The organism is Bradyrhizobium sp. OAE829, from assembly GCF_040546575.1.
Lineage (GTDB): Bacteria > Pseudomonadota > Alphaproteobacteria > Rhizobiales > Xanthobacteraceae > Bradyrhizobium.
Window position 1 is genome coordinate 4,429,223 of record NZ_JBEPOE010000001.1, and the last position, 24,846, is coordinate 4,454,068.

The 24,846-nt window shown below is 62.2% G+C and carries 23 protein-coding genes; 12 read left to right on the forward strand and 11 right to left on the reverse strand.

The features are described 5' to 3' along the window. Positions 1–158 precede the first annotated feature (158 nt). Positions 159–941 (forward strand): outer membrane lipoprotein carrier protein LolA, encoded by a 783-nt coding sequence (locus ABIE49_RS21395; RefSeq protein WP_354067567.1) that lies wholly within the window; start codon positions 159–161, stop codon positions 939–941. Between the two features lie 151 nt (positions 942–1,092). Next, a complete protein-coding gene (locus ABIE49_RS21400) occupies positions 1,093–1,908 on the forward strand; it encodes an exodeoxyribonuclease III (protein ID WP_192740639.1) in 816 nt (271 codons plus the stop codon). Positions 1,909–1,917: 9 nt separating this feature from the next. On the opposite strand, the gene ABIE49_RS21405 is transcribed toward ABIE49_RS21400, so the two are convergent. Together ABIE49_RS21405 and ABIE49_RS21410 are read right to left on the reverse strand one after the other, a co-directional pair. Then, positions 1,918–2,358, reverse strand: a complete 441-nt coding sequence (locus ABIE49_RS21405; RefSeq protein WP_192740640.1) for a Crp/Fnr family transcriptional regulator — start codon at positions 2,356–2,358, stop codon at positions 1,918–1,920. Between the two features lie 48 nt (positions 2,359–2,406). Beyond that, positions 2,407–3,093, reverse strand: a complete 687-nt coding sequence (locus ABIE49_RS21410) for a response regulator transcription factor (RefSeq protein WP_044539278.1) — start codon at positions 3,091–3,093, stop codon at positions 2,407–2,409. Between the two features lie 260 nt (positions 3,094–3,353). Between ABIE49_RS21410 and ABIE49_RS21415 the strand changes: the two genes are divergently transcribed. Beyond that, positions 3,354–3,923: a L,D-transpeptidase family protein gene (locus ABIE49_RS21415; RefSeq protein WP_192740641.1), complete on the forward strand. Its 570-nt coding sequence runs from the start codon at positions 3,354–3,356 to the stop codon at positions 3,921–3,923. 24 nt (positions 3,924–3,947) lie between these two features. After that, positions 3,948–4,733 carry a 2-keto-4-pentenoate hydratase gene (locus tag ABIE49_RS21420; RefSeq protein ID WP_192740642.1) on the forward strand — a complete coding sequence of 262 codons (786 nt, stop codon included), beginning with the start codon at positions 3,948–3,950 and terminating at the stop codon, positions 4,731–4,733. A gap of 46 nt (positions 4,734–4,779) precedes the next feature. Here ABIE49_RS21420 and ABIE49_RS21425 read toward each other — a convergent pair whose 3' ends face one another. Continuing rightward, the gene (locus ABIE49_RS21425; RefSeq protein ID WP_192740643.1) at positions 4,780–5,469 is read right to left on the reverse strand and encodes a YggS family pyridoxal phosphate-dependent enzyme; all 690 of its coding nucleotides are present in this window, start codon (positions 5,467–5,469) and stop codon (positions 4,780–4,782) included. A 106-nt stretch (positions 5,470–5,575) separates the two neighbouring features. Between ABIE49_RS21425 and ABIE49_RS21430 the strand changes: the two genes are divergently transcribed. Next, positions 5,576–7,267 carry a diguanylate cyclase domain-containing protein gene (locus tag ABIE49_RS21430; protein WP_192740644.1) on the forward strand — a complete coding sequence of 564 codons (1,692 nt, stop codon included), beginning with the start codon at positions 5,576–5,578 and terminating at the stop codon, positions 7,265–7,267. On the opposite strand, the gene ABIE49_RS21435 is transcribed toward ABIE49_RS21430, so the two are convergent. Beyond that, the gene (locus ABIE49_RS21435; RefSeq protein WP_192740661.1) at positions 7,264–8,253 is read right to left on the reverse strand and encodes a GGDEF domain-containing protein; all 990 of its coding nucleotides are present in this window, start codon (positions 8,251–8,253) and stop codon (positions 7,264–7,266) included. The genes ABIE49_RS21430 and ABIE49_RS21435 overlap by 4 nt on opposite strands. A 284-nt stretch (positions 8,254–8,537) precedes the next feature. Here ABIE49_RS21435 and leuS point away from each other — a divergent pair, with 284 nt between their 5' ends. From leuS to holA, 3 genes are all read left to right on the forward strand, one after another. Continuing rightward, positions 8,538–11,174 (forward strand): leucine--tRNA ligase, encoded by a 2,637-nt coding sequence (gene leuS, locus ABIE49_RS21440; RefSeq protein WP_192740645.1) that lies wholly within the window; start codon positions 8,538–8,540, stop codon positions 11,172–11,174. After that, the gene (locus ABIE49_RS21445) at positions 11,161–11,712 is read left to right on the forward strand and encodes an LPS assembly lipoprotein LptE (protein ID WP_192740646.1); all 552 of its coding nucleotides are present in this window, start codon (positions 11,161–11,163) and stop codon (positions 11,710–11,712) included. Before leuS ends, ABIE49_RS21445 begins: the two co-directional genes overlap by 14 nt. Before the next feature lie 142 nt (positions 11,713–11,854). Then, positions 11,855–12,883: a DNA polymerase III subunit delta gene (gene holA, locus ABIE49_RS21450; protein WP_192740647.1), complete on the forward strand. Its 1,029-nt coding sequence runs from the start codon at positions 11,855–11,857 to the stop codon at positions 12,881–12,883. A gap of 151 nt (positions 12,884–13,034) precedes the next feature. On the opposite strand, the gene ABIE49_RS21455 is transcribed toward holA, so the two are convergent. From ABIE49_RS21455 to hemJ, 7 genes are all read right to left on the reverse strand, one after another. After that, on the reverse strand, positions 13,035–13,919 hold the full coding sequence (locus ABIE49_RS21455) for a ParB/RepB/Spo0J family partition protein (RefSeq protein ID WP_192740648.1): 885 nt from the start codon (positions 13,917–13,919) through the stop codon (positions 13,035–13,037). 142 nt (positions 13,920–14,061) lie between these two features. After that, positions 14,062–14,904 carry a ParA family protein gene (locus tag ABIE49_RS21460; protein WP_192740662.1) on the reverse strand — a complete coding sequence of 281 codons (843 nt, stop codon included), beginning with the start codon at positions 14,902–14,904 and terminating at the stop codon, positions 14,062–14,064. Next, positions 14,904–15,569: a 16S rRNA (guanine(527)-N(7))-methyltransferase RsmG gene (gene rsmG, locus ABIE49_RS21465; protein WP_192740649.1), complete on the reverse strand. Its 666-nt coding sequence runs from the start codon at positions 15,567–15,569 to the stop codon at positions 14,904–14,906. The genes ABIE49_RS21460 and rsmG overlap by 1 nt, the downstream gene beginning before the upstream one ends. Positions 15,570–15,796: 227 nt before the next feature. Beyond that, the gene (gene mnmG / locus ABIE49_RS21470; RefSeq protein ID WP_192740650.1) at positions 15,797–17,680 is read right to left on the reverse strand and encodes a tRNA uridine-5-carboxymethylaminomethyl(34) synthesis enzyme MnmG; all 1,884 of its coding nucleotides are present in this window, start codon (positions 17,678–17,680) and stop codon (positions 15,797–15,799) included. 166 nt (positions 17,681–17,846) lie between these two features. Beyond that, positions 17,847–19,175: a tRNA uridine-5-carboxymethylaminomethyl(34) synthesis GTPase MnmE gene (gene mnmE, locus ABIE49_RS21475; RefSeq protein ID WP_192740651.1), complete on the reverse strand. Its 1,329-nt coding sequence runs from the start codon at positions 19,173–19,175 to the stop codon at positions 17,847–17,849. 303 nt (positions 19,176–19,478) lie between these two features. Further along, entirely contained in the window at positions 19,479–20,744 is a 1,266-nt protein-coding gene (gene rho / locus ABIE49_RS21480; RefSeq protein ID WP_074821153.1) for a transcription termination factor Rho, read from the reverse strand. 254 nt (positions 20,745–20,998) lie between these two features. Next, a complete protein-coding gene (gene hemJ, locus ABIE49_RS21485; protein WP_192740652.1) occupies positions 20,999–21,445 on the reverse strand; it encodes a protoporphyrinogen oxidase HemJ in 447 nt (148 codons plus the stop codon). A gap of 453 nt (positions 21,446–21,898) precedes the next feature. Between hemJ and ABIE49_RS21490 the strand changes: the two genes are divergently transcribed. The 4 genes from ABIE49_RS21490 (at position 21,899) to dnaQ (ending at position 24,834) form a co-directional block, all read left to right on the forward strand. After that, positions 21,899–22,738 (forward strand): pyruvate, water dikinase regulatory protein, encoded by an 840-nt coding sequence (locus ABIE49_RS21490; protein ID WP_192740653.1) that lies wholly within the window; start codon positions 21,899–21,901, stop codon positions 22,736–22,738. 73 nt (positions 22,739–22,811) lie between these two features. Next, positions 22,812–23,420 (forward strand): Maf family protein, encoded by a 609-nt coding sequence (locus ABIE49_RS21495; RefSeq protein WP_192740654.1) that lies wholly within the window; start codon positions 22,812–22,814, stop codon positions 23,418–23,420. 22 nt (positions 23,421–23,442) lie between these two features. Further along, positions 23,443–24,042, forward strand: coding sequence for a dephospho-CoA kinase (coaE, locus tag ABIE49_RS21500; RefSeq protein WP_192740655.1), 600 nt, complete (start codon positions 23,443–23,445; stop codon positions 24,040–24,042). A gap of 93 nt (positions 24,043–24,135) precedes the next feature. Then, on the forward strand, positions 24,136–24,834 hold the full coding sequence (gene dnaQ / locus ABIE49_RS21505) for a DNA polymerase III subunit epsilon (RefSeq protein ID WP_192740656.1): 699 nt from the start codon (positions 24,136–24,138) through the stop codon (positions 24,832–24,834). The last annotated feature ends 12 nt before the right edge of the window (positions 24,835–24,846 follow it).

Genomic DNA, 24,846 nt, shown 5'->3' on the forward strand with positions numbered 1-24,846 from the left:
GCGTAATAATTCTCACGGAAAAACGATATCTCCTTTGGTCGAAAGCGCGATAAAACCACCGGCAGTGGGACGATCCGTTGAATAGAGATTCGAAATACCTGATGACACACGACTTTACCCATCGCGGCGTCCGTTACGGACTGGCGCTTGTGATCGCCATGTCCGTTGCCGGCGCAGCGACATCAGGCTTTTCGCAGAACGTTCCGGTCCCAAAGCCCGCACCCAAGGCCCGCGACGGCGGCGTGCAGCTGAGCGCGCAGGATTCGCAGAAGGGTCCGGCGACGACGGGTGCGACCCAGGCGCCGCCGAAGGCGGGGGCGATGCAAGCGCCGCCGAATCCCGTGATCCCCGATCCAAATCGCAACGTGCCCGCCAATATTTTCGCGACCTTCGATGCCAACCAGAAGGCGCAGGCCGCCAGGGTGAGTTCGTATCTGTCGTCGCTGCAGACGCTGGTCGGGAATTTCGTCCAGGTCGGGCCGGACGGCAGCAAGACCAAGGGCGACTTCGTGATCCAGAAGCCGGGCAAGGTGCGCTTCGAATATGACGCGCCGAGCCAGATCGCGATCGTTGCCGACGGATCCTCGCTCGCCGTGCGCGACAAGAAGCTCGCGACCCAGGACATCTATCCGTTGTCACAGACGCCGCTCCGGTTCCTGCTGTCGGACCGTATCGATCTGTTGAAGGATACCAACGTCGTCAGCGTCACCGCCGATGACGTCTTCATCAGCGTCACCATCGAGGAGAAGCAGGCGCTGATCGGCACCAGCCGGCTGATGCTGATGGTCGGCACCAAGGACGGCCAGCTCAAGCAATGGACCGTGACCGACCCGCAGGGCTACGACACCACGGTCGCGGTCTATAATCTGGATACGTCGAAGAAGGTCGATCCCGGCCTGTTCAAGATCGATTTCACCAATTATTCGGTGCCGCCGGGCTAACCTCATACCTCATGCCGTCGAGATAAAGCGACGTCGTCATGCCCGGCCTTGTGCCGGGCATCCACGTCTTGGCTTCCATTAAGCAAGAAAGACGTGGATGGCCGGGACAAGCCCGGCCATGACCGAGAGAAAAGACTGCTAAACCATTCTCATGCGTTTTTCCCTGACAACGTGGAATATCAACTCGGTGCGCCTGCGCATCGACATCGTCGCCAAATTCCTCAAATCGGTGCGGCCTGATGTGCTCTGCCTGCAGGAGACCAAATGCATCGACGATGCCTTCCCGCTGAAGCGCTTCAAGCGCCTTGGCTATGAGCATGTCGCGCTGAACGGACAGAAGGGCTATCACGGCGTCGCCATCGTCTCGAAACTGCCGTTCGAGACCAAGGATATCCGCACCTTCTGCGACAACATCGATTCGCGGCACATCTCGGTGGCATTCGGCGAAAAAGCCCAGCTGGCAAAACCGCTGGTGCTGCATAATTTCTACGTCCCGGCCGGCGGCGACATCCCCGATCCCGCGCTCAATCCGAAGTTCGATCACAAGCTGAAATTTCTCGACGAGATGAAAGCCTGCGAACCGCTGCATCCGCGCGGCGACGACCGGCATATCCTGGTCGGCGACCTCAACGTGGCGCCGCATGAGAACGACGTGTGGTCGCACAAGCAGCTGTTGAAGGTGGTCTCGCACACCCCGATCGAATGCGAGAAGCTCTTGGCGGCGCAGACCCATGGCGAATGGTTCGACGTCGCGCGCGAGCGCATTCCGATGTCGGAGAAGGTCTACACGTGGTGGAGCTACCGCGCCGCCGACTGGACCGTCGGCGACCGCGGCCGCAGGCTCGACCACATCTGGGTTTCGCGGGCGCTGAAGGATGGCGTCAGCGATTTCCGCATCACCCGCGACGCCCGCGGCTGGGAGCGGCCCTCGGATCACGTGCCGGTTACGGTGACGCTGGAGGTCTGATTGCGATCATCAGGTCGAAAGCTTGGCGCCGGCCATAAGAATATCGCTGGCAAGCTGGCTGGTGCGGGTGGCGAGTTCGTCGCGCAGCGCTCGCGCCGCAGCAGGGTCGCTCTCGAGCACGCGCTGAAACAGGCTGCGCGACACCCGGATCACGGTGGAATTTTCGATCGCAATCGCGCTCGACGGCCGCTTCATCGCCACGATCAGCGCCAGCTCGCCGATCAGGGCGCCAGGGCCTGCGATAACTTCAGCGCCGCCGTCCTCGACCCGGAACGCGCCGCGCTGCACGATATAACCCGCGTCCGCCTCATCGCCGGCATTGAACAATTGGTCGCCGCGGCCGAATTCGCGCTGCTCCGAGCCGATCGCCAGCATGCGCAGCGCCGTCGTTCCCAACAGGCGCAGTGTCGGGACGCGCTCGAGCAGAGCTACATCATCTTCGATCGACATACGGAACCGGTGATGCCCAGGGAGGTACGATTCGTGGGGCGAATCGTATCACGGCACCAGCTTGTAGCCACCGGCTTCCGTGACCAGGATCTCCGGATTGGCAGCGTCTTTCTCGATCTTCTGCCGCAGCCGGTAGATGTGGGTTTCCAGGGTGTGGGTGGTGACACCCGAATTATAGCCCCAGACTTCCTGCAGCAGCGTCTCGCGCGACACCGGCATCTGGCCGGCCCGGTACAGGAAACGCAGGATCGCGGTTTCCTTCTCGGTCAGCCGCACCTTCCGGGCGTTGGCGCCGGTCAGCATCTTGGAGCCGGGCCGGAAGCTGTAGGGGCCGACCGAGAACACCGCGTCCTCGCTGGCCTCGTGCTGGCGCAGTTGCGCCCGGATCCGGGCCAGCAGCACGGCGAACCGGAACGGTTTTGCCACGTAGTCATTGGCGCCGGATTCGAGGCCAAGAATGGTGTCCGAATCGGTGTCGTGGCCGGTCAGCATGATGATCGGCGCCTTGAAGCCCCCCTTGCGCAGGGAGCGGACCACTTCGCGACCGTCGGTATCGGGCAGCCCGACATCCATCAGCACCAGATCGGGGGAATTGGCCTTGGCGGCGCTGGCGCCCTTTGCCCCGGTATCGACCGCGGAGGCTTCGAACTCCTCATGCAGTGATAATTGCTCAACCAGCGTGTCGCGCAGATCGGTATCGTCATCCACGATCAGGATCTTGCGGGCATTGGCCATAGGTACGATCCTCTAGAGGCAGGCGGCGGACACAAGTGGGAGCGTCTCAAGCCGGTCTTGGTCGGTTGGTCGATGACGAAGCTGGTTCGCGGGCGAACCTCGGTCATCGGGTACGGAATCAGGTAGGAGATTGTTACAATTTCACAAGGCGAACCGCAGTGTATCCCAGATTCGAGGGGCTGTTGGATGAATGTCCTGTAATGGGCGTCAAATAGAGCAATTGCGGCCGGGGACGCAACCCCAGGATTTGGACGTTTGGCATGGGAAACACCAATTTTTCAATCACTTGTGAGACAGAAGCGCGTGATCGGCCGCTCTCGGCGATCAGGGTTCGCCGCGCCGCCGGCGACCCACGCCGGGGCTGGCTGACGGCGGACGGCTGGACCATCCCGGTGGCACTTGGCCGCGGCGGCATCCTCGCCAACAAGCGCGAAGGCGATGGCGGCACCCCGCGGGGCACCTACCGGCCACTGCAATTATGGTGGCGCGCCGACCGCCACTCGCGCCCGCCAACCTTTCTGCCGGTCCGGCCAATCCGGCCCGAGGACGGCTGGTGCGAAGACCCGAAGGACCGCCACTACAACCAGCCGATACGGCTCATGCGCGAGGAGGCCGGCGACCGCCTCACGCGCGACGATCACCTCTACGACTTCATCGTCGAGATTGATCACAACAGCGCGCCGCGCATTGCCGGCCGCGGCAGCGCCGTGTTCCTCCATCTGGCGCGCACGAATTTTTCCGCCACGGCAGGCTGCGTTTCGATGACAAAGTCTGCGATGCTTCGGTTGCTGCGGCGGATGGGGCCGCAAACCAAGATTATTATTGGATGAACTTCTTTTCAGGATGCGGGGATTATGCAGGACAGACATCAGATTGCGTCGGCATCGCAGACGTTGCACGACCATTGGCGCGCCGGCACCAAGCTTGACGCGCTCGACGCCTGGCTGAGGCCACAGGACCGCATCGAGGCCTATGCGATCCAGGCCGCGATCGAGAGATTTTCGACGACCCATCTGTTCGGCTGGAAGATCGCGGCCACCAGCGAGGCCGGGCAGAAGCACATCAATGTCGATGGTCCGATGGCCGGACGCATTCTCGCCGAGACCGTGATATCAGACGGCGGAACGGCATCGATGGCCGGCAACGAAATGCGTGTTGCCGAGCCGGAATTTGCGTTTCGCATGCGCTACGACCTGCCGTCGCGATCGACGCCCTACACGGTGAGCCAGGTGCTCGATGCCGTGGACACGCTGCATCCGGCGATCGAGATTCCGGATTCGCGCTTTTCGGATTTCGTCAGTGCCGGTGACGCCCAGATCATCGCCGACAACGCCTGCGCGCATTTGTTCGTGCTCGGCCCGGCCACGAAGGCGGACTGGCGCGCGCGCGATCTGGTCGAGGAACGACCCGTCACCACGCTACGCGGCCAGCAATTCGTCGGTCATGGCAAGAACGTGCTGGGCGATCCCCGGCTGGCGCTGACATGGCTGGCCAACGAATTGCGCCAGCTCGGCGTGACACTGAAAGCTGGCCGGGTCGTCACCACAGGCACCTGCCATCCGCCGCTGCCGATCCAGGCCGGCGATTTCTGCGCGGTTGATTTTGGGGTGCTGGGGAAAGTATCGGTGGGGTTCGAGTAGGCGGCTTCATACTCAGTGTCGTCCCGGCGAAGGGCGGGACGACAAATTACCGATGCCCGAAGATCGCCGAGCCGACGCGGATATGCGTGGCGCCGAACTGGATCGCAATCGCAAAATCGGCGCTCATGCCCATCGACAGATTCTTCAAGCCGTTGCGCACGGCGATCTTGGCGGTCAGTGCGAAATGCGGTGCCGGCGCCTGGTCGACCGGTGGAATGCACATCAATCCGGAAATCGGCAGGCCATATTTCTCGCGGCAGTTCGCAATGAACGCATCGGCCTCGCCAGGCGCGACGCCGGCCTTCTGCGGCTCCTCGCCGGTATTGAGCTGGACGAACAGTTCCGGCTGCTTTTTCTGGTAATTGATTTCCTTGGCTAACGCTTCGCAAATGCTCGGGCGGTCGACAGAATGAATGGCGTCGAACAGCGCCACCGCCTCTTTCGCCTTGTTGGATTGCAGCGGCCCGATCAGATGCAGCGTCAGGCCCTGGTAAGCGGACATTAACCCAGGCCATTTCGCTTTGGCTTCCTGCACGCGATTCTCGCCGAATACGCGCTGTCCGGCGTCGATAATGGGCGAAATCGCCGACGCGTCGAACGTCTTGGACACCGCGATCAATTGTACCGTCGCCCGATCACGGCGCGCTTCCTTGCAAGCGCGCGCGATGTCCTGCTCCACGGTGGCAAGACCGCCAGGTAAAGGTTCGGTTAGCGAGCTGGTCGTCGGAGGCGTCATGTGAACTGTGGCTCGTACATTTACGGCATTTCCTTGGATTTTACCAAGTTCGGGAAGGGCTTTTTGAATCCTTCGCTTTACCCTGCCACGCGGGGTAGGGGCCAATATGTCTAGCGTTATTTTCAACCGCAACCGAGTGAAACTCAAGAAGCTTCTGGGGATCCGGACGCGGCTGGTGCTGCTGGCGTTGATCCTGGTGGCGCCCTTGATGCTGGAACGCGTCCGTTCGCTCGAACATGCCCGCTCAAAGCAAATCGCCCTTGCCACCGAAGAATTCCTCAACATCGCCCAGCACAGCGCCGATACCCAGCGCGAAGTGGTCTCCTCCGTCGAGACGATGCTGAAATCGGCGGCCTATATCCGCGCCTCCAGCGGCATCGGTCGCAGTTGCGAAATCCTGCGCGCCAGCCTGCCGAGCAACCTGCCCTGGATCCGCAGCATCATGATCGCGTCCAAGGACGGCCTCGTGCAGTGCTCGACCTTGAACATTCAGGTGGGACTGCAAATCGGCGACCGCGAATATTTCAAGAAGGCGCAGGCAAGCCGCGACTTCGTTTTCAGCGACTACCTGTTCGGCAAGACCAACGGCCGGCCGATGATGATGGCGGCCTATCCGGTGTCTGCCATCAATCCCGAGGAAGATGCCGTCGTCGTTGCCGGCATCAATATCGACTGGCTGTCGAAGATCATGACCAATCTCGGCGGGCGGCCGGGAATTTCGTCGTTGCTGGTCGACAGCGCCGGCGTCGTCCTCGCCGCGCCCACCGATCAGACCAGCATGATCGGACGGCCGCTGGATTCGGTGCCGCTGATGTCCGCCGCGGCGGAGAAGGCCTTGAGCTCCGACGCACCGACCGGCTCGCTTTCATTCACCGCCTCCGACGGCTCGAATCGCACGATCAGTTTCTCGCGCATTTCCGGAACGCAATCCCGCCTGATCGTCAGCATCGACGAAACCCGGGTGACCGAAGCGATCAATCGCGAGATCCGCAACGCTTATCTTCAATTGGGATTTGTCTGCCTGTTCGTGCTGCTGGGCGCGCTGATCGGCGCGGAAAAGCTGATCATCAACCCGATCGAGGTGATGACCGGCATGGCCAAGCGATTCGGCGAAGGCGACAGGTCGGCGCGCGTCGCGCGCAACAAACTGCCTGCTGAATTCATGCCGCTGGCGCGCGCCTTCAACGCGATGGCCGCCCAGCTCAGCCAGCGCGAGCGCGAGCTCCTTGCCAACAACGACCGCCTCACCGTGATCGCATCGATCGACATGTTGTCGGGTCTTGCCAACCGCCGCGGCTTTCAGAGCCGTCTGGATTTCGAGTGGATGAAGGCGCAGCAATACAACAGCCAGTTGTCGCTGCTGATGATCGATGTCGATCACTTCAAGCTCTACAACGACACCTATGGGCACCCCGAGGGCGACGCCTGCCTGACCAGGCTCGGCGAAACGCTGGCCGGTATCGCCGCCGACACCATGGGCTTCGCCGGCCGCTATGGCGGCGAGGAATTCTGCCTGCTGCTGCCGAACACCGATTCGCTGAAGGCACTGGCGATCGGCGAGATGGTGCGCACCGCGGTGCTGGACCTGAAAATACCGCACAACACCAGCAGCCATCACACCGTCACCGTGAGCATCGGTGTGGCCGGCGCGCTGCCGAACGACACCCAGCGCCCGGGCGACCTGATCGAGGCGGCCGATGCCGCCCTCTACGCCGCCAAACACCGCGGCCGCAACACCGTGGTCGAGCATGGATTTGCGCGGATGGTGGATCAGGCCGGGATGGCGCTGGCGGGTTAGCCCGCCACCCGCTGCTCGGGCACGAGTTCAGCCTCGGTGACGACCCGGTTGCGGCCGGTCTTCTTGGCTTGATAGAGCGCGCGGTCGCAGCGCTCGATCAGGTCGGACATCGATTCGCCGCCCTGGAACTGCGCCACACCGATGGAGATGGTGATGCCGGGCAGCGCTTCGCCGGTCGAACGGCGGGAGATGTGACATTCCGCAACCAGGCGCCGGATGCGTTCCGCAATCGTGGCAGCCGTCGTCAGGCCAGCGTTCGGCAGGATGACGATCAGCTCCTCGCCGCCGTAGCGCGCCGGCAAATCGATGTCCCGCACGGCCTCGCGCAACACCTTCGCCATCAGGCGCAGCACCTGGTCGCCGACCCCGTGACCGAACTCGTCGTTGAAGCGCTTGAAGTGATCGATATCGATCAGAAGCGCACTCACGGGATCGTCCTGTTCCATCGCAGCGAGCTGGGCCTTGCGGAAAAACTCCTCCAGTGCCCGGCGGTTCGGCAGGCCGGTCAGCGTGTCGGTCTTGGCCCGCTCCTCGGACTTGACCAGGGAATCGCGGATCGTCGCCAGTTCGCGTGATTTCTCGACGAAGCCGACTTCGAGCTTGGTGGCGCGCGTCGTCGCCTTGGCGAGTTCGCTCATCAGGCTCTCGATCAGCAGCTTGGGATCGACGCCGGCCTCGGTGCGCTCGGTGACATCGTTGATGGCAGCCATTTGCGTGCGGTTGTCGGCGATCGCCGTGGTCAGGAACTGCTTGGCCGACGCCATCACCGAATGCAATTGCTGGGAGACTTCATAGGCCACCGCCTCGTCGGTGGCCTTCGATCCGATATAGCTCTCATGGATTTCGCGATTGGTCTGGGCGTCGAACTTGCGCTTGTTGCCGATCAGGATATCGATCGCGCGCTTGAGCACCGGCGGCGTGCCGAGCGTATAATTGAACCAGACATGGAAATTGTTCGGCGTCGGCGGCACGCGATGCTCGGCCATTGAGCGCATGGCCGTTTCAGCGACCGACGTCGCGTACTCGAAATCGAGCTCGTCGAATCCCGCGGTCACGGCTTTGATGGCTTCCTACCGGTGAATTGGTGCCCTTTTCATAGGCAGGTTCCCATGAATTCGTTAAATGCCCCTCAACCGGCCCGCCGGCATGCGGCTCCAGACGCACCAGGGGACCTGCCGATCTGCGCCAACCCGTTGACCCCGCAACCGCTTTTGTGGCCTAGTCCGCCGTCTTTTAGACGGCCCCGAATCCATAAAAGCCCAGCGATTCCATGACCTCCGAACGCTACAACGCCCGTGACTCCGAGCCGCGCTGGCAACGCCAGTGGGATCAGAAGGCGATCTTCGCCTCCAAAAACGACGATTCCCGGCCGAAATACTACGTCCTCGAGATGTTCCCCTACCCGTCCGGGCGCATCCATATCGGGCATGTCCGCAACTACACGCTGGGCGACGTGCTGGCGCGGTTCATGCGCGCCAAGGGGTTCAACGTGCTGCACCCGATGGGCTGGGACGCGTTCGGGCTGCCGGCCGAAAACGCCGCGATCGAGCGCAAGGTCGCGCCAAAGGCCTGGACCTACGACAACATCGCCGCGATGAAGAAGCAGCTGCAGTCGATCGGACTGTCGCTCGACTGGAGCCGGGAATTCGCGACCTGCGACCCCAGCTATTACAAGCATCAGCAGAAGATGTTTCTCGACATGCTGCGCGCCGGGCTCGCCGAGCGCGAGAAGCGCAAGCTGAACTGGGACCCGGTCGACATGACCGTGCTCGCCAACGAGCAGGTGATCGACGGTCGCGGCTGGCGTTCCGGCGCCGTGGTCGAACAGCGCGAGATGAGCCAGTGGGTCTTCAAGATCACGAAATACTCGCAGGAACTGCTGGACGCCCTGGACGGGCTGGATCGCTGGCCCGACAAGGTGCGGCTGATGCAGCGCAACTGGATCGGCCGCTCCGAGGGCCTCCTGGTGCGTTTCGCGCTGGATCCGGCAACGACGCCGGCCGGCGAGTCCGAGCTGAAGATTTTCACGACGCGGCCCGACACGCTGTTCGGCGCCAAGTTCATGGCAATCGCGGCCGACCATCCGCTGGCGATCGCGGCGGCGGCGAAGAATCCCAGGCTCGCGGAGTTCATCGCCGAGGTCAAACGCATCGGCACCGCCCAGGAAATCATCGACACCGCCGAAAAACAGGGTTTCGACACCAGCATCCGCGCGGTGCATCCGTTCGACCCGAACTGGAAGCTGCCGGTCTATGTCGCCAACTTCGTGCTGATGGAATACGGCACCGGCGCGATCTTCGGTTGCCCCGGGCACGACCAGCGCGACCTCGATTTCGTCAATAAATATGCGCTCGGCGTCACGCCCGTCGTGTGTCCCGAAGGCCAGGACCCGAAGACGTTCGTGATCACGGATACCGCCTATGACGGTGACGGCCGCATGATCAATTCCCGCTTCCTCGACGGCATGACCATCGAGCAGGCCAAGGAAGAGGTCGCAAAGCGGCTGGAAAGTGAACTGCGCGGCAACATGCCGGTGGCTGAGCGGCAGGTGAACTTCCGCCTGCGCGACTGGGGCATTTCGCGCCAGCGCTATTGGGGTTGTCCGATCCCGGTGATCCACTGCCCGAAATGCGACGTGGTGCCGGTGCCGGACAGCGACCTGCCGGTGGTGCTGCCGGAGGACGTGACCTTCGACAAGCCCGGCAACGCGCTCGACCATCATCCGACCTGGAAGCACGTCACCTGCCCGAAATGCGGTGGCAAAGCCCAGCGTGAAACCGACACCATGGACACCTTCGTGGATTCGTCCTGGTACTTTGCGCGCTTCACCGATCCCTGGAACGAGAACGCGCCGACCACGCCTGATGTCGTGAACCGGATGTTGCCGATCGACCAGTATATCGGCGGTGTCGAGCACGCGATCCTGCATCTGCTGTACAGCCGCTTCTTCACCCGCGCGATGAAGGCGACCGGCCATATCGGCATGGACGAGCCGTTCGCCGGCATGTTCACGCAGGGCATGGTGGTGCACGAGACTTACCAAAAGGCCGACGGCTCCTACGTCACGCCCGCCGAAGTGAAGGTCGAGACCGGCGGCAATGGCAAGCGCGCCCTGCTGCTGACGACGGGTGAAGAGGTCGCCATCGGCGCGATCGAGAAGATGTCGAAGTCGAAGAAGAACACCGTCGATCCCGACGACATCATCGCGACCTACGGCGCCGACGTCGCGCGCTGGTTCATGCTGTCGGACTCACCGCCCGATCGCGACGTGATCTGGAGCGACGAGCGCGTGCAGGGCGCGTCGCGCTTCGTGCAGCGGCTGTGGCGGCTGGTCAACGAAGCGGCCGAGATCGCCAAAACGGCCCCGGCCGCCCGGCCGGCCTCGTTCGGCGACGATGCGCTGGGCCTGCGCAAGGCGGCCCATGGCGCGCTGGACAAGGTCTCGAACGGCATCGAGCGGCTGCATTTCAACGTCTGCCTCGCCCATATCCGCGAGTTCACCAATGCGCTGGCCGAGGTGCTGGGGCGCGAGGGGCAGCCGGCGCCGGACCTGAGCCCAGATCTTTCTTGGTCGGTCCGGGAGGCCGCGGTCATCCTTGTTCAACTGTTCGCGCCCATGATGCCCCACCTGGCCGAGGAGTGCTGGACGGTATTGGGGCAGTCCGGGCTGATTTCGGAGGCCAATTGGCCCCAAATCGAACGCGATTTGCTGGTTGAAGACACGGTGACGCTGGTGGTTCAGGTCAATGGCAAAAAACGGGGTGATGTAACCGTGCCACGGGGCGCCCAAAATCCGGAAATTGAGGCTGCCGTTCTGGCCCTTGATGCGGTAAAACTGGCCTTGGGCGGCAAAGCCGTCCGCAAGGTGATTGTTGTTCCCATGAGGATCGTGAATGTCGTTGGCTAGGACCCGGATCGCCGCTCGGCTGCTGGCGGTTGTCGCTCTGGCGGCGCTGACGGCCGGCTGTTTTCAGCCGATGTATGCCGAACGCACCGACGGCTTGCCCGGCCTGCGCGAAAAGCTGATGGGCGTGGAAATCCCGCCCGTCGACAAGAACAACGCCTCCCGCGAGGCCCGCATTCAGGTCGAAATCCGCAACCAGCTGGCGTTCAAGCTTTATGGCAATGCGACCGGCATGCCGCCGACCCATCGGCTGGTGCTGCGGTTCTCCACCAGCCGCTCGTCGCTGATCCTCGATCCGGCCACCGCGCTGCCGTCGAGCGAGAATTACGGCATCGACGCGCAGTACAATCTGATCGATCTGGCGACGAACAAATCTGTCATGACAGGCACGACCTTCTCCCGCGTGTCCTATGACATCCCGGGCCAGATGCAGCGTTTCGCCCGCGCCCGCGCCTTTCGCGACGCCGAGGATCGCTCCGCCAACGAGATCGCCGAGAACATCCAGACCCGGCTGGCGTCGTTCTTCGTCGCCGGCACCTGATCTCTCCACACACTTGACGTCATCCTGAGGTGCGCGCACTTGCGCGCCTCGAAGGATGGCCACATCATCGCTCACAATCATCCTTCGAGGCTCGCAAGGGCTCGCACTTCAGGATGACGCAGCTCGGATTGGTCGAAATTCAATGGTCGCGCTTCGCGGAAAAGAAATCGACGCTTTTCTCGTCCGGCCTGATTCCGGCCGTCCCATCATTCTGCTGTACGGCCCGGACGCCGGCCTGGTGCGAGAACGCGCCGACGCATTGCTGGCGTCCGCCGTCGACGATCCCAACGATCCATTCTCAATGGTGCGGATGGACGGCGACGAACTGTCGGCCGAACCGTCGCGGCTGGTCGATGAAGCGATGACGGTGCCGCTGTTCGGCGGCCGCCGCGCTATCCGCGTGCGTGCCGGCTCGCGCAGTTTTGCCGGCGGCATCGACACGCTGGCGGAGATGCCGCTGAGGGATTGCCGCATCGTGATCGAGGCCGGCGAGCTGCGGCCGGAATCGCCGCTGCGCAAGGCCTGCGAGCGCGCCAAGACCGCGGTCGTGATCGCCTGCTATCCCGACACCGAACGCGACCTTGCCAAGCTGATCGATGACGAATTGCGGCCGTCCAACCTGCGCATCGCGCCCGACGCCCGCGCCGTGTTGACCGCACTGCTCGGCGGCGACCGGCAAGCCTCGCGCAATGAATTGCGCAAGCTCGCGCTCTACGCCCACGGGCAGGGCGAGGTGTCGATCGACGACGTGATGGCGGTTGTCGCTGACGCATCCGAGCTGAAGCTCGATCCGATCGTTGATGGCGCGTTCGCGGGAAAGCCTGATCTGGTCGAAAGCGAATTCGCCAAAGCGATGATCGCCGGCACCTATCCCGGTGTGATCATTTCGGCAGCCCAACGCCAGGCCGCATGGCTGCACAAATCGGCGCTAGCCGTAGCCGAAGGCACGCCGGTCTCGACGTTGCTGGAGAGCGGGTATCCGCGGCTGCATTTTTCGCGCAAGGGCGCGGTTGAAGTTGCATTGCGGAATTTCAGCGCCGCGCGGCTGGTCGCGATTATCGACCAGCTCGCGACCGCCGCATTCGACATGCGCAAGCAGGCCACGCTGGCAGCCGCGATCGCGCAACGCGCGCTGCTGTCGATCGCGGCGAACGCGAAGCGGCGGGGGTAAGTGTTTCTTTCGTCGTCCCGGCGAACGCCGGGACCCATACACCGCGGCAGTCATTGTTGCAGAAGGTCTCTAACGCCAGCGCTCTTACCGATGGGCCGCGGCGTATGGGTCCCGGCTCGCGCTTCGCTTGGCCGGGACGACAAAATAATGTTCAACCGCCCTTCGCCAGCCGCCGCATCACTTCGTCGAGCTGCTCGAGGTTGCGGTAGCTGATCTGGACGCTGCCGCCGGGATCGCGGTGGTTGACGGTCACGCTCAAACCCAGTGCGTCGCTGACGCGTTTCTCCAACGCTATCGTATCGGGGTCCTTGGTCTTGCCGCCGCTACTGCGGGCTTTCTGCGGCTTGCGCTCCGGCACGCCCTCTTCATGCGCCAGCGCCTCGGCCTGGCGGACGTTGAGGCCTTCGGCGACGATACGCTTTGCGGAGGCAAGTGGATCGGGCACGCCGATCAGCGCGCGGGCGTGGCCGGCGGACAGTTCACCCGTGGAGATGAGGGCCTGCACCTCTGCCGGCAGCTTCGTCAGCCGCATCATGTTGGCGACATGGCTGCGGCTCTTGCCGACTTCCTTGGCGATCTCTTCCTGGCTGCGTTTGAATTCTTCCGCGAGCGCGTGATAGCCCTGCGCCTCTTCCATCGCATTGAGGTCTTCGCGCTGCACGTTCTCGATGATCATGATCTCGAGCGCGTCGCTGTCACTGACCTCGATCGGCACGATCGGCACTTCATGCAGCCCGGCCAGCTGCGAGGCGCGCCAGCGGCGTTCGCCGGCAATGATCTCGTAGCGATCGGTGGCGCCCTTCACGGGACGCACCACGATCGGCTGGATCACGCCATGCTGCTTGACGGAAGCCGCGAGCTCACCGAGTTCGGCATCGGCAAATGTCCGGCGCGGGTTGCGCGGATTTGCCTTTAGAAATTCGATCGGCACCTTGCGCTGATTGCGCGGGCGTTCGACGTGCGCGGCCTCGCCGCCAACATCGCCGATCAGACTTGCAAGACCGCGGCCCAGTCGCGAACGCGCTTCGTCGGCCATCGCCAGCTCCCTTGGATTCACGCAACTTACTCCGGAATTAGAAACTGTTTTTCTTGTAGGATGGGTAGAGCGCAGCGAAACCCATCAAGCTCGTCGTGGTGCGATGGGTTTCGCTGCGCTCTACCCATCCTACGATTTCGCGCTAATGCGTCCTGAGCTCGCGCTCGCGCTGGATCACTTCGGTTGCGAGTTTCAGATACGCATCGCTGCCGACGCATTTGAGATCGTAGACCAGCACCGGCTTGCCGTAGGACGGCGCCTCGGAGATGCGCACGTTGCGCGGGATCATGGTGTTGTAGACCTTGGCGCCCATGAACTGCCGGACGTCGGCGACGACCTGGTTCGACAAATTGTTGCGCGAGTCGAACATGGTCAGCACGATGCCGTGGATCGACAGATTCGGATTCAACGTCGAGCGCACCTGCTCCACGGTCTGCAGCAATTGCGACAGACCTTCGAGCGCGAAGAACTCGCACTGCAGCGGCACCAGGATCGCGTCGGACGCCGCCATCGCGTTGACGGTGAGGAGGTTGAGCGACGGCGGACAGTCGATCAGCACATAGGTGTAATCAGCGCCGGGCGCCGCATCGTTGTTCAGCGCCGCGATGGCGTCGCGCAGGCGGAAGGCGCGGCCGGGTGTCGTGCCCAGCTCCAATTCGAGACCCGACAAGTCCATGGTGGAAGCGGCGATATGCAGACGCGGCACGGCGGTCACAACGACAGCTTCGCGCAGCGGGGCTTCGCCGATCAGCACATCGTAGGTTGAACAATTGCGGTCGCGGCGATCGATGCCGAGGCCGGTGGAGGCGTTGCCCTGGGGATCGAGGTCGACGATCAACACGCGCTCGCCAATCGCAGCGAGTGCGGTGCCAAGATTGATCGCTGTGGTAGTTTTGCCGACGCCACCCTTCTGGTTGGCAAGCGACAAAATACGCGGATGGCCAGCCGCTGCGGGCGCCCTATCCTCTTGATATACCTCATCAATCACGTTCGTACCCCAGTGCCCAGTGCGGCCTGATTGCGTCGCTCGATACGATCGAGTTCGACGATCCAGCCGTGTCCGCCGGTGCGGCTGGAATGAAGTTGTGGCTCAATATTCCAATATTTAGTGGCTTCGGTCAATTCAGCCTCTACATCTTGGCCCTTTAGAAATAACGCTTTTGCGCCCTTTCCTACAAGCGGTTCCGCGAAACCGATGAGCTGATGTAACGGAGCCAGCGCCCGCGCAGTGACACAATCGACAGGCCCTGCGATTCTATCCACGATATCCCCGATGTCAGCGAGATGCACGGTCCCGGCCGCCGAAGTCACACGAATTGCTTCGCGCAGGAACGCGGCTTTCTTGGCGTTGCGTTCGACCAGTTGAATATTGGCGCCCGGTGTTTCCGCCAAAGCGCAGGCCAGGACCACGCCGGGAAAGCCGCCGCCACTGCCGAGATCGACCCATTTGGTCGCGCTGGGGGCCAAGGTCAACAGCTGCAGCGAGTCGGCGATATGACGGGTCCAGAGATGTGGAAGCGTCGATGGCGCCACGAGGTTTGTTTTGGCCTGCCATTCCCGGAGCAGGTCGACATAGCGATCCAGCCGCTCCTCTGTTTCACGTGAAACGGGAGTGAGGGCGAGGGCGGCGGCTTTGTCGGAGGTCGTCATTGATCTCGATCGAGTGGGCACATGGCGATTCGCTTGGATGCGGTCGGGTTAAAGCTGTCATTGCGAGCGAAGCGAAGCAATTCACCTCGCGAAGGGGGCGAGCCCGTGGCCCATCCTTCGAGACGGCCGCTTCGCGGCCTCCTCAGGATGAGGTGTGAGACCCTCATGGTGAGGAGCGCGGAACCGCGCGTTTCGAACCATGCGGCCCCCGTTTCACGTGAAACGTTTTAAGCTGTCGCCCTCGAAGTCTTCCGCCGGGCCTCACGTCGTAGATATGCCGCCAGAATACCAAGCGCAGCCGGAGTCAAACCATCCAGCCGCCCCGCCTGCCCTATGGTCCGCGGCCGGGCCGCCTCAAGCTTGGAGCGCGCCTCATTAGAAAGGCCCGGCACGTCAGAATAATCGATGTCGGTCAGAACCAGGCCCTCATCGCGCCGGAAGGCGTCGACGTCAGCGGTCTGACGCTTGAGATAGACGTCATATTTGGCATCGATCTCGAGGTGGACCGCGATCGATGGGTCAATGGCTGATAGCTCGGGCCAGATACCCTGCAGCGCTGACCATTCGATCTCAGGATAGGCGAGAAGCTCAAACGCCGAGCGGCGATGGCCGTCCCGGTTCAGCGCCAGGCCGTGCTTGCCGGCTTCGTTGGGAGTGATCGTCAGCGACTTCGCCAGCGACTTCGCGGCCTCGAGCGCCGTCATCTTGGCGCCGTGGCGCTGCGAACGCGCCTGCCCTACGCAACCCAAGGCGATCCCCTTGTCGGTCAGCCTCTGGTCGGCATTGTCGGCCCGCAGCGTCAGGCGATACTCCGCCCGTGATGTGAACATACGATAGGGTTCTGATATCCCGCGGGTCACAAGATCATCGATCATCACGCCGAGGTAGCCGTCGGCACGGTCGAAAACGATCGTATCACCGCCGCCGGCGGACAGTGCCGCATTCAGCCCCGCAACAATCCCCTGTGCCGCGGCCTCTTCATAGCCGGTGGTGCCGTTGATCTGCCCGGCCAGGAACAGCCCCGGCAGCCGCTTCGCCCGTAGCGTTGGCTCCAGTTCCCGGGGGTCGACATGGTCGTACTCGATGGCATAGCCCGGGCGAACCATTCTGACCCGCTCGAGACCTGGAATGGTCGAGAGGATCGCAAGCTGCACCTCTTCCGGAAGCGAGGTCGAGATGCCGTTGGGATAGACAGTGGAGTCGTCCAGGCCTTCCGGCTCCAGGAAGATCTGATGGCCGTCGCGGTCGCCAAAGCGGACGATCTTGTCTTCGATCGAGGGGCAATAGCGCGGACCGCTGCTCTTGATCTGGCCGGAATACATCGGCGAGCGATGCACATTGGCCCGGATCACCTCATGGGTCGCGGGCGTCGTGCGGGTGATCCCACACTGGATCTGTGGGGTCGTAATCCGGTCGGTCATCACCGAGAACGGCTCCGGCGGATCGTCGCCGGGCTGCATTTCGACCGCGGACCAGTCGATGGTCGTGCCATCCAGCCGCGGCGGCGTACCGGTCTTGAGACGACCAAGCGTAAAGCCCGCACGTTCGAACGAAGCCGAAAGCCCTATCGCCGGCGCCTCGCCGACCCGCCCGGCCGGCCAGTTCTTTTCGCCGAGATGGATCAGACCACGGAGGAAGGTCCCGGTGGTGATGACGACGGCACCACAGGCGAGCTCGCGGCCATCGCCGAGACGAATGCCGGCGACACGCCCGTTGGAAACGATCAGCTCGTCCGCCTCGCCTTCGATCACGCTCAGATTGGCGGTCTCGATGATCGCCGCCTGCATCGCTGCCGCATAGAGTTTTCTGTCGGCTTGGGCCCGCGGTCCGCGAACAGCAGGACCCTTGCGACGGTTCAGCATCCGAAACTGGATCCCACCGGCATCAGCGACCCGGCCCATCAGACCATCGAGGGCGTCGACTTCACGGACCAGATGACCCTTGCCCAGACCACCGATGGCAGGATTGCAGGACATCGCGCCGACGGTCGCAAAGCTGTGGGTCAGCAGCGCGGTCCTTGCGCCCATCCGGGCAGCGGCACTTGCGGCCTCGCAGCCGGCATGGCCGCCGCCGATGACGATGACGTCGAAGGAATCTGGGCGCGAAATCATGGCGGACTTCTATCGCGGAGTCAGAAATCTCGGAAGCGGAAGTTGCGGGAAATTGTATGGATTGGATCTGTTTCACGTGAAACAGCGGATTCCATTAGCGCCTCGCCAGTGTTTCACGTGAAACAGGCCAGTCATGAAATGAACCAAATACTAAAATAAAGAAATATTACTTTCCTACACAGAATTCCCTGAAGATCACGTCGAGTATGTCCTCGACATCGACACGCCCAAGCAACCGCCCAAGGGAATGCGCGGCGACGCGAAGTTCCTCGGCCGCCAGTTCCTCGCCCTCCCCGACCACACCAATGCTGCGCTGCAATGAAACCGCCGACTGCTGCAGCAGCTGCCGCTGCCGGGTTCGGCTGATCAATCCGCCCTCGCTGGTGCCAAAATAATCCTGCGCGAACTGGACCAGGGCCGCGATCAGTTCGGGAAGCCCATCCCCGCCCCTGGCCGAAATCGCAAACTCGCCCCGGCCCGAAACCTCGGCCAATGGCCGACTGGCCGGATCCAGGTCGATCTTGTTGCGCACGCGCCAGACCGGCGCGGTGCCAGCGTGATCGATTCTCGCGTCCGCCCGGTCGGCAAGCCACAGCACCAGATCGGCTTCCGCGGCGCGAACCCGCGCCCGGCGCACACCCTCCTGCTCCACCGGATCGTCGGTCTCGCGAATGCCGGCGGTGTCGATGACGGTCACCGGATAACCGTCGAGATCGAGCTGCACCTCGATGACATCGCGCGTGGTGCCCGCGTGCGGCGATACGATCGCCACCTCGCGCCGCGCCAGCTGATTCATCAAGGTTGACTTGCCGACATTCGGGGGACCCGCGATCGCCACCACGAGACCATCGCGCAGCCGTTCACTTTGGCCCTGTGCCGCAAGGACTTCCTTGATCTCGCCCAGAAGGGTTTTGATCTTCACCAGCGCCGGCGCGATCAATTCCGCGGGCACATCGCCCTCATCCGAAAAATCGATGCCGGCTTCGATCAGCGCTGACGCCTCGATGATGCGCGCACGCCAGTCGCGCGCTCTGTCGCCGAGCAGGCCCTTGAGCTGGCGCAGCGCCTGGCGGCGTTGCCGGTCGGTGTCGGCGTGAATGAGATCGTCGAGACCCTCGGCCTCGGTCAGATCGAGCTTGCCGTTTTCGAACCCGCGCCGCGTGAACTCACCGGGTTCGGCGGGGCGCATATCCTGGGCGGCCAGCGCCGCAAAGATCGAGGCCAGCACCGCCCGTCCGCCATGGACATGAAATTCGGCGACGTCCTCGCCGGTGGCACTGGCCGGCCCGGGGAACCAGAGCACCACCGAATCGTCCAATGGCTGACCGCTGGCGTCCAGGAGCAGCATCCGGGTCGCCGCCCGCGCTGGCGGGATTTTGCCACCCAACGCGACCAGCGCCGGACCCGCTCCCGGCCCCGACACCCGCACAATGGCGATCGCGCTGGGCGCCCGGCCCGACGACAGCGCAAAAATGGTCTGATCCCGTGGATGCATCGCCTATTTGTGCAGGAGTGCTTGAAAAGGCAACGCAATTTGAGCTGTGGGACGGCATCCACTCAGGACGGGGAAACAGCGCTCGCGAGAACCGATTTGGTGCAGCATTTGTGCAGCAATTTTGCTGCGAGAAAGACGGCTTGGTTGGGTGTCGTAGCCTACCCGCTTCTAATCCAAGCAATATCAAATACTTAATTGAAAGCCGGTTCCCGGACGCCCGGCGAACCATGCTGCAACATGCCGGGCAACGAAAAGGGCGCCCCATCTGCACGAGGCGCCCTTCCCCCAACCTCGCCTGATGGATCAGGTGTTCATCGAATCGAAGAATTCCGAGTTGTTCTTGGTGTTGCGGAGCTTGTCGAGCAGGAAGTCGATCGCGTCCATTGTGCCCATCGGATTGAGGATCCGGCGCAGCACGTACATTTTCTTGAGCAGCTGCGGATCGGTGATGAGCTCTTCCTTGCGGGTGCCGGATCGCGAGATGTCGATCGCCGGGAAGGTCCGCTTGTCCGAGACCTTGCGATCCAGGATCAGTTCGGAGTTACCGGTGCCCTTGAACTCTTCGAAGATGACTTCGTCCATTCGGCTGCCGGTATCGACCAGCGCGGTCGCGATGATGGTGAGCGAACCGCCCTCCTCGATGTTACGGGCGGCACCGAAGAAGCGCTTCGGCCGCTGCAACGCGTTCGCATCGACACCGCCGGTCAGCACCTTGCCGGATGACGGCACCACCGTGTTGTAGGCGCGGCCCAGACGCGTGATCGAGTCCAGCAGGATCACGACGTCGCGGCCGTGTTCGACCAGCCGTTTTGCTTTTTCGATCACCATTTCGGCGACCTGGACGTGACGCACCGCCGGCTCGTCGAAGGTCGACGAGACGACCTCGCCCTTCACCGAGCGCTGCATGTCCGTGACTTCTTCCGGACGTTCGTCGATCAGAAGCACGATCAGGTAGCATTCAGGATGATTGGCAGTGATCGAGTGCGCGATGTTCTGCATCAGCACGGTTTTACCGGTGCGCGGCGGCGCGACGATCAGCGCGCGCTGGCCTTTGCCGATCGGGGCGACAATGTCGATAACCCTTGCAGAAAGGTCTTTTCGCGTCGGATCCTCGAGTTCGAGGCGGAAGCGCTGGTCCGGAAACAGCGGCGTCAGATTGTCGAAATTGACCTTGTGCTTGGATTTTTCCGGGTCTTCGAAATTGAGCGTGTTGACCTTGAGTAGCGCGAAATAGCGTTCGCCTTCTTTCGGGCTGCGGATATGGCCTTCGATGGTGTCGCCGGTGCGAAGGCCGAAGCGGCGGATCTGCGAGGGCGAGACGTAAATATCGTCCGGGCCGGGCAGGTAATTGGCGTCGGGCGAGCGCAGGAAGCCAAAACCGTCGGAGAGAACCTCAACGACACCCTCGCCGATAATGTCGGTTTCCTGGATCGCGAGCTGCTTGAGGATAGCGAACATCAGCTCCTGCTTGCGCATGGTGCTGGCGTTTTCGACCCCATTCTCTTCCGCGAACGAGACGAGCTCGGCCGGCGTTTTTGCTTTGAGGTCTTGGAGTTTCATTTCCCGCATTGGGGTGGTCCTGTGGAGAATAACTAGAGGAGGGGTGCTAGGCTTTTAGGAAAAGCGGACACGAAAAACGGAAGGTCCGCAGGTCTAAGCGAGGAAAGCGCCGGTGAGGCTTCAAACCTGATGCGGTGGCCGGCTCAACGAGGAGACCGGGACACAACCACATCCGCCTGCGTGGGGTGGGATTTGGCTAATATAGAAAATCGCCCGGCGCTCCGCAAGCAGGCCTGAACTACTCCTCGCGCCAAAAAGGCCGCCTAGAACGGCTTGACCACGACCAGAATTACGATCCCGATCATCAGAACAGTCGGTACCTCATTGATAATACGATAAAATTTCTGATCTCGCGTATTCCTGTCGGCGGCGAAATCCTTCACCCAGCGCGAAAAAAAGCCGTGGACGCCGGACAGCGCGATTACCAGCGCGAATTTGGCGTGAAACCAGCCGGACATGTACCAATGCCCGCGCCAGGCCAGATACAGCCCGGCCAGCCAGGTGATCATCATCGCCGGGTTGATGATCGCCTTCAGCAGCCGGCGTTCCATCACCTTGAAGGTCTCGGATTGCTTCGATCCGACCTCGGCCTCGCAATGATAGACGAACAGCCGCGGCAGATAGAGCATGCCGGCCATCCACGAGATGACCGCAATCACATGCAGTGCCTTGATCCACGGGTAAGCCGTGATCGTGATCCATTCGTACATCGCGCGTCGCCTCGTCGTCATCGCCGCTTGGAACGTTCAGAAGCTCTCAGCATTGCCCTGAAAGCTTCCGCCAGCGTGGGACGGAGACATATCCTCATGCACCGCTTCTCTAAACTAATATTTATAGAATCTTAGGTTTGAGTCTAAGTAGCGGTGAATTGGACTCACAACAAACCGTCCCGCAGTTCTCCCGGCTTGTTCACATCCATCACCATTTCCGCAAGAGAATTGGATTGTTCGAATAACGCCCCTTGCATCAAATGCTTGTGCCGAATTGTCGGCAGCTTATGCAGAGACAAATCCACATATTCTCACTATCGTTCGGATCAGGGATCTGACTTATCCTTTTGGGAGGCCTGTGTAGAAAAAGCCGGGTTATCCCCGAGAGGGCGATCCAGGGCCAAATCTCTGGGCTAAGGTCCACAAGGATTCACAGGATACACAGGGGTTTTGGTGCCCACGACCGGCAATTATTTTCACCTTCATCTGGTCTCCGATTCGACCGGTGAGACGCTGATCACCGTGGCGCGCGCGGTGGCCGCGCAGTACGCCAACGTCAGCGCGGTCGAACATGTCTATCCCCTGGTGCGCAGCCAGAAGCAGCTCGACCGTGTGCTCGATGAGATAGAGGAGGCGCCGGGCATCGTGCTTTTCACGCTGCTGGAAAAGGATCTGGTTGGCCGGCTCGAGACCAAGTGCAAGGACATCAACATCCCGAGCCTGTCGATCATCGGGCCGGTGATGCAATTGTTCGAAGCCTATCTCGGTGCGGCTACCACGGGGCGCGTCGGCGCCCAGCACGTGCTCAATGCCGAATATTTCAAGCGCATCGACGCGCTGAACTACACGATGATCCATGATGACGGGCAGCATGTGGAAGGCCTCGAAGACGCCGACATCGTGTTAGTCGGTGTATCCCGTACGTCAAAGACGCCGACCTCGATCTATCTCGCCAACCGCGGCATCCGCACGGCGAATGTTCCGCTGGTGCCGGGCATTCCGGCGCCGCATCAGTTGGAGACGCTGAAGAAGCCGCTGGTGGTCAGCCTCCATGCGACGCCGGAGCGCCTGATTCAGGTTCGGCAAAACCGGCTCCTGAGCATGGGCGCCGATTCCGGCAATGACGATTATATCGATCGCCAATCCGTCACCGATGAAGTGGCGTACGCGCGGCGGCTCAGTGCCAAGTTCGGTTGGGCGCAGCTCGACGTGACGCGGCGGTCGATCGAGGAAACCGCGGCCGCGATCCTGAAACTTTTCACCGACCGGCAGCGGCAACGGCTTCCGGAATGAAACCAAAGCGTTTTCCAGCGAAGTGGGCTCCGGTTCGCGTCAAGAAAACGCGTCAAAACAACGATCGTCGACCATGAGCATCTGGCTTGGAAAAGACCCGCTAGTCCTGGCTTCACAGAGCCGCGCGCGGCAGATGCTGCTCGCCAACGCCGGTATCGCCTTTGAAGCTGTTCCGGCCGATATCGATGAGCGCGCCGTGCAGATGGGCTCCGGGCTTTCGGCACCCGGCGAAATCGCTAAATTGCTGGCGCGGGAAAAGGCGCTGTGGGTCTCGCAGCAAAAACCCGGCCGATACGTTGTTGGCGCCGACCAGACGCTGGCGCTTGGAGACCGGCTGTTCAGCAAACCCGCGGGCCGCGCCGCAGCAGCGGAGCAATTGGGCCTGCTCGCCGGCAAGCGCCACGAATTGCACTCGGCATTTGCCGTTGCCCGCGACGGCAAGATATTGTTCGCCGATGTCAGCGTTGCACACATGACGATGCGATCGCTAAGCAAAGGCGAGATCGAGGCCTATCTGGACCAGGCGGGAGAGGCGGTAACGACCAGCGTCGGCGCCTATCAGCTGGAAGGGCTCGGGGTGCATTTGTTCGAGCGCATTGAAGGCGATCATTTTACCATCCTCGGCCTGCCGCTGCTGCCGCTGCTCGCATTCTTGCGCGGTGAGCGGTTGCTTAGTGTTTGACTCTCAAACAACGGCGATCTGAATGCTGATCCTTGGACTGACCGGCTCGATCGGAATGGGAAAATCCACCACTGCGAAGTTATTCGCGGAGGCGGGCGTTCCCGTGTACGACGCGGATGCCGAAGTTCACAAAATCTATGAAGGCGAGGCGGCGCCCGCGATCGAAGCCGCGTTTCCCGGCACCACAGTCGACGGCAAGGTGGATCGGGCGCGGCTCTCCGCCCAGGTGGTGCACAATCCTGCCGCCATGAAGCAGCTCGAGCAGATCGTCCATCCGATGCTCGGCGCGTCGCGAAAAAAATTCTTCGAGGATGCGGAAGCGGCGGGCAAGCCGGTGGTGTTGTTGGACATCCCGCTGCTGTATGAGACCGGCGGCGAGAAACGCGTCGATGCGGTCGTGGTGGTGACGACGACGCCCGAAATGCAGCGAGAACGCGTGCTGGCGCGGGGCACGATGGACGAGGCGCGTTTTGACGCCATTCTGGCGCGACAGCTGCCCGATGCGGAAAAGCGCAAGCGCGCCGATTTCGTGGTGGATACCTCACATGGTCTCGACCCCGTGCGCGCCCGTATCAGCGACATTCTGGCCGAGGTTGTTAAGATGCCTCAGCGGCGGACCTGATTCGCCCTGTCTCCGGCCCGGTCTTTTTGTTTGACGCGTTTTCTTTACGCGAACCGGTACCCACTTCGCTCGAAAACGCTTTAGAGAAGATCCATGCGCGAAATCGTTCTCGATACTGAAACCACCGGCCTTGATCCGCTGCGCGGCGACCGGCTGGTCGAGATCGGCTGCATCGAAATCTACAACCGCATGCCGACCGGGCAAACGTTTCACGTCTACATCAATCCTGAGCGCGACATGCCGGCCGAAGCGTTCGCCGTGCACGGCCTCTCCGCCGAGTTCCTGTCCAGCAAGCCGCTGTTCACGGAAGTGGTCGAGGAGTTCCTGGAATTCATCGGCGATGCGCCGCTGGTGATCCACAACGCATCGTTCGACATCAGCTTCATCAATGCCGAACTCGACCGCATCAAACGGCCGGCGATCGCACGCGATCGGCTGGTCGATACGTTGCTGCTGGCGCGCCGCAAGCATCCCGGCGTGTCCAACAGGCTCGATGATCTCTGCTCGCGCTATTCGATCGACAATTCCCGCCGCACCAAGCACGGTGCGCTGCTCGATTCCGAATTGCTGGCCGAGGTCTATATCGACCTGATCGGCGCACGGCAGTCGCAGCTGATCCTGGCCTCGGAGACCCGCGAGTCGCGGGCGGAGCGGACCGGCGACATGCCGCGCCGGCAGCGCGAGACGCCGCTCGCACCCCGAATCACGGATGCCGACCGCGAGGCGCACCGGGCCTTTGTCGCCACGCTGGGCGACAAGCCGATCTGGAACGAGTTTCTGGGAGCCACCTGAAACGCGGCAGCG

Excerpts from the sequence above, each read along its gene's own strand:
- ABIE49_RS21425 (WP_192740643.1), bottom strand. The coding sequence starts at position 5,469 with ATGACGCCTCCGACGACCAGCTCGCTAACCGAACCTTTACCTGGCGGT.
- leuS (WP_192740645.1), top strand. The coding sequence starts at position 8,538 with ATGACCTCCGAACGCTACAACGCCCGTGACTCCGAGCCGCGCTGGCAA.
- ABIE49_RS21420 (WP_192740642.1), top strand. The coding sequence starts at position 3,948 with ATGCAGGACAGACATCAGATTGCGTCGGCATCGCAGACGTTGCACGAC.
- ABIE49_RS21445 (WP_192740646.1), top strand. The coding sequence starts at position 11,161 with ATGTCGTTGGCTAGGACCCGGATCGCCGCTCGGCTGCTGGCGGTTGTC.
- holA (WP_192740647.1), top strand. The coding sequence starts at position 11,855 with ATGGTCGCGCTTCGCGGAAAAGAAATCGACGCTTTTCTCGTCCGGCCT.
- ABIE49_RS21395 (WP_354067567.1), top strand. The coding sequence starts at position 159 with ATGTCCGTTGCCGGCGCAGCGACATCAGGCTTTTCGCAGAACGTTCCG.
- ABIE49_RS21400 (WP_192740639.1), top strand. The coding sequence starts at position 1,093 with ATGCGTTTTTCCCTGACAACGTGGAATATCAACTCGGTGCGCCTGCGC.
- ABIE49_RS21410 (WP_044539278.1), bottom strand. The coding sequence starts at position 3,093 with ATGGCCAATGCCCGCAAGATCCTGATCGTGGATGACGATACCGATCTG.
- coaE (WP_192740655.1), top strand. The coding sequence starts at position 23,443 with ATGCTGATCCTTGGACTGACCGGCTCGATCGGAATGGGAAAATCCACC.
- rho (WP_074821153.1), bottom strand. The coding sequence starts at position 20,744 with ATGCGGGAAATGAAACTCCAAGACCTCAAAGCAAAAACGCCGGCCGAG.
- hemJ (WP_192740652.1), bottom strand. The coding sequence starts at position 21,445 with ATGTACGAATGGATCACGATCACGGCTTACCCGTGGATCAAGGCACTG.
- rsmG (WP_192740649.1), bottom strand. The coding sequence starts at position 15,569 with ATGACGACCTCCGACAAAGCCGCCGCCCTCGCCCTCACTCCCGTTTCA.
- mnmG (WP_192740650.1), bottom strand. The coding sequence starts at position 17,680 with ATGATTTCGCGCCCAGATTCCTTCGACGTCATCGTCATCGGCGGCGGC.
- ABIE49_RS21435 (WP_192740661.1), bottom strand. The coding sequence starts at position 8,253 with ATGGCCGAGCATCGCGTGCCGCCGACGCCGAACAATTTCCATGTCTGG.
- ABIE49_RS21430 (WP_192740644.1), top strand. The coding sequence starts at position 5,576 with ATGTCTAGCGTTATTTTCAACCGCAACCGAGTGAAACTCAAGAAGCTT.
- ABIE49_RS21405 (WP_192740640.1), bottom strand. The coding sequence starts at position 2,358 with ATGTCGATCGAAGATGATGTAGCTCTGCTCGAGCGCGTCCCGACACTG.
- ABIE49_RS21495 (WP_192740654.1), top strand. The coding sequence starts at position 22,812 with ATGAGCATCTGGCTTGGAAAAGACCCGCTAGTCCTGGCTTCACAGAGC.
- dnaQ (WP_192740656.1), top strand. The coding sequence starts at position 24,136 with ATGCGCGAAATCGTTCTCGATACTGAAACCACCGGCCTTGATCCGCTG.
- ABIE49_RS21455 (WP_192740648.1), bottom strand. The coding sequence starts at position 13,919 with ATGGCCGACGAAGCGCGTTCGCGACTGGGCCGCGGTCTTGCAAGTCTG.
- mnmE (WP_192740651.1), bottom strand. The coding sequence starts at position 19,175 with ATGCATCCACGGGATCAGACCATTTTTGCGCTGTCGTCGGGCCGGGCG.
- ABIE49_RS21415 (WP_192740641.1), top strand. The coding sequence starts at position 3,354 with ATGGGAAACACCAATTTTTCAATCACTTGTGAGACAGAAGCGCGTGAT.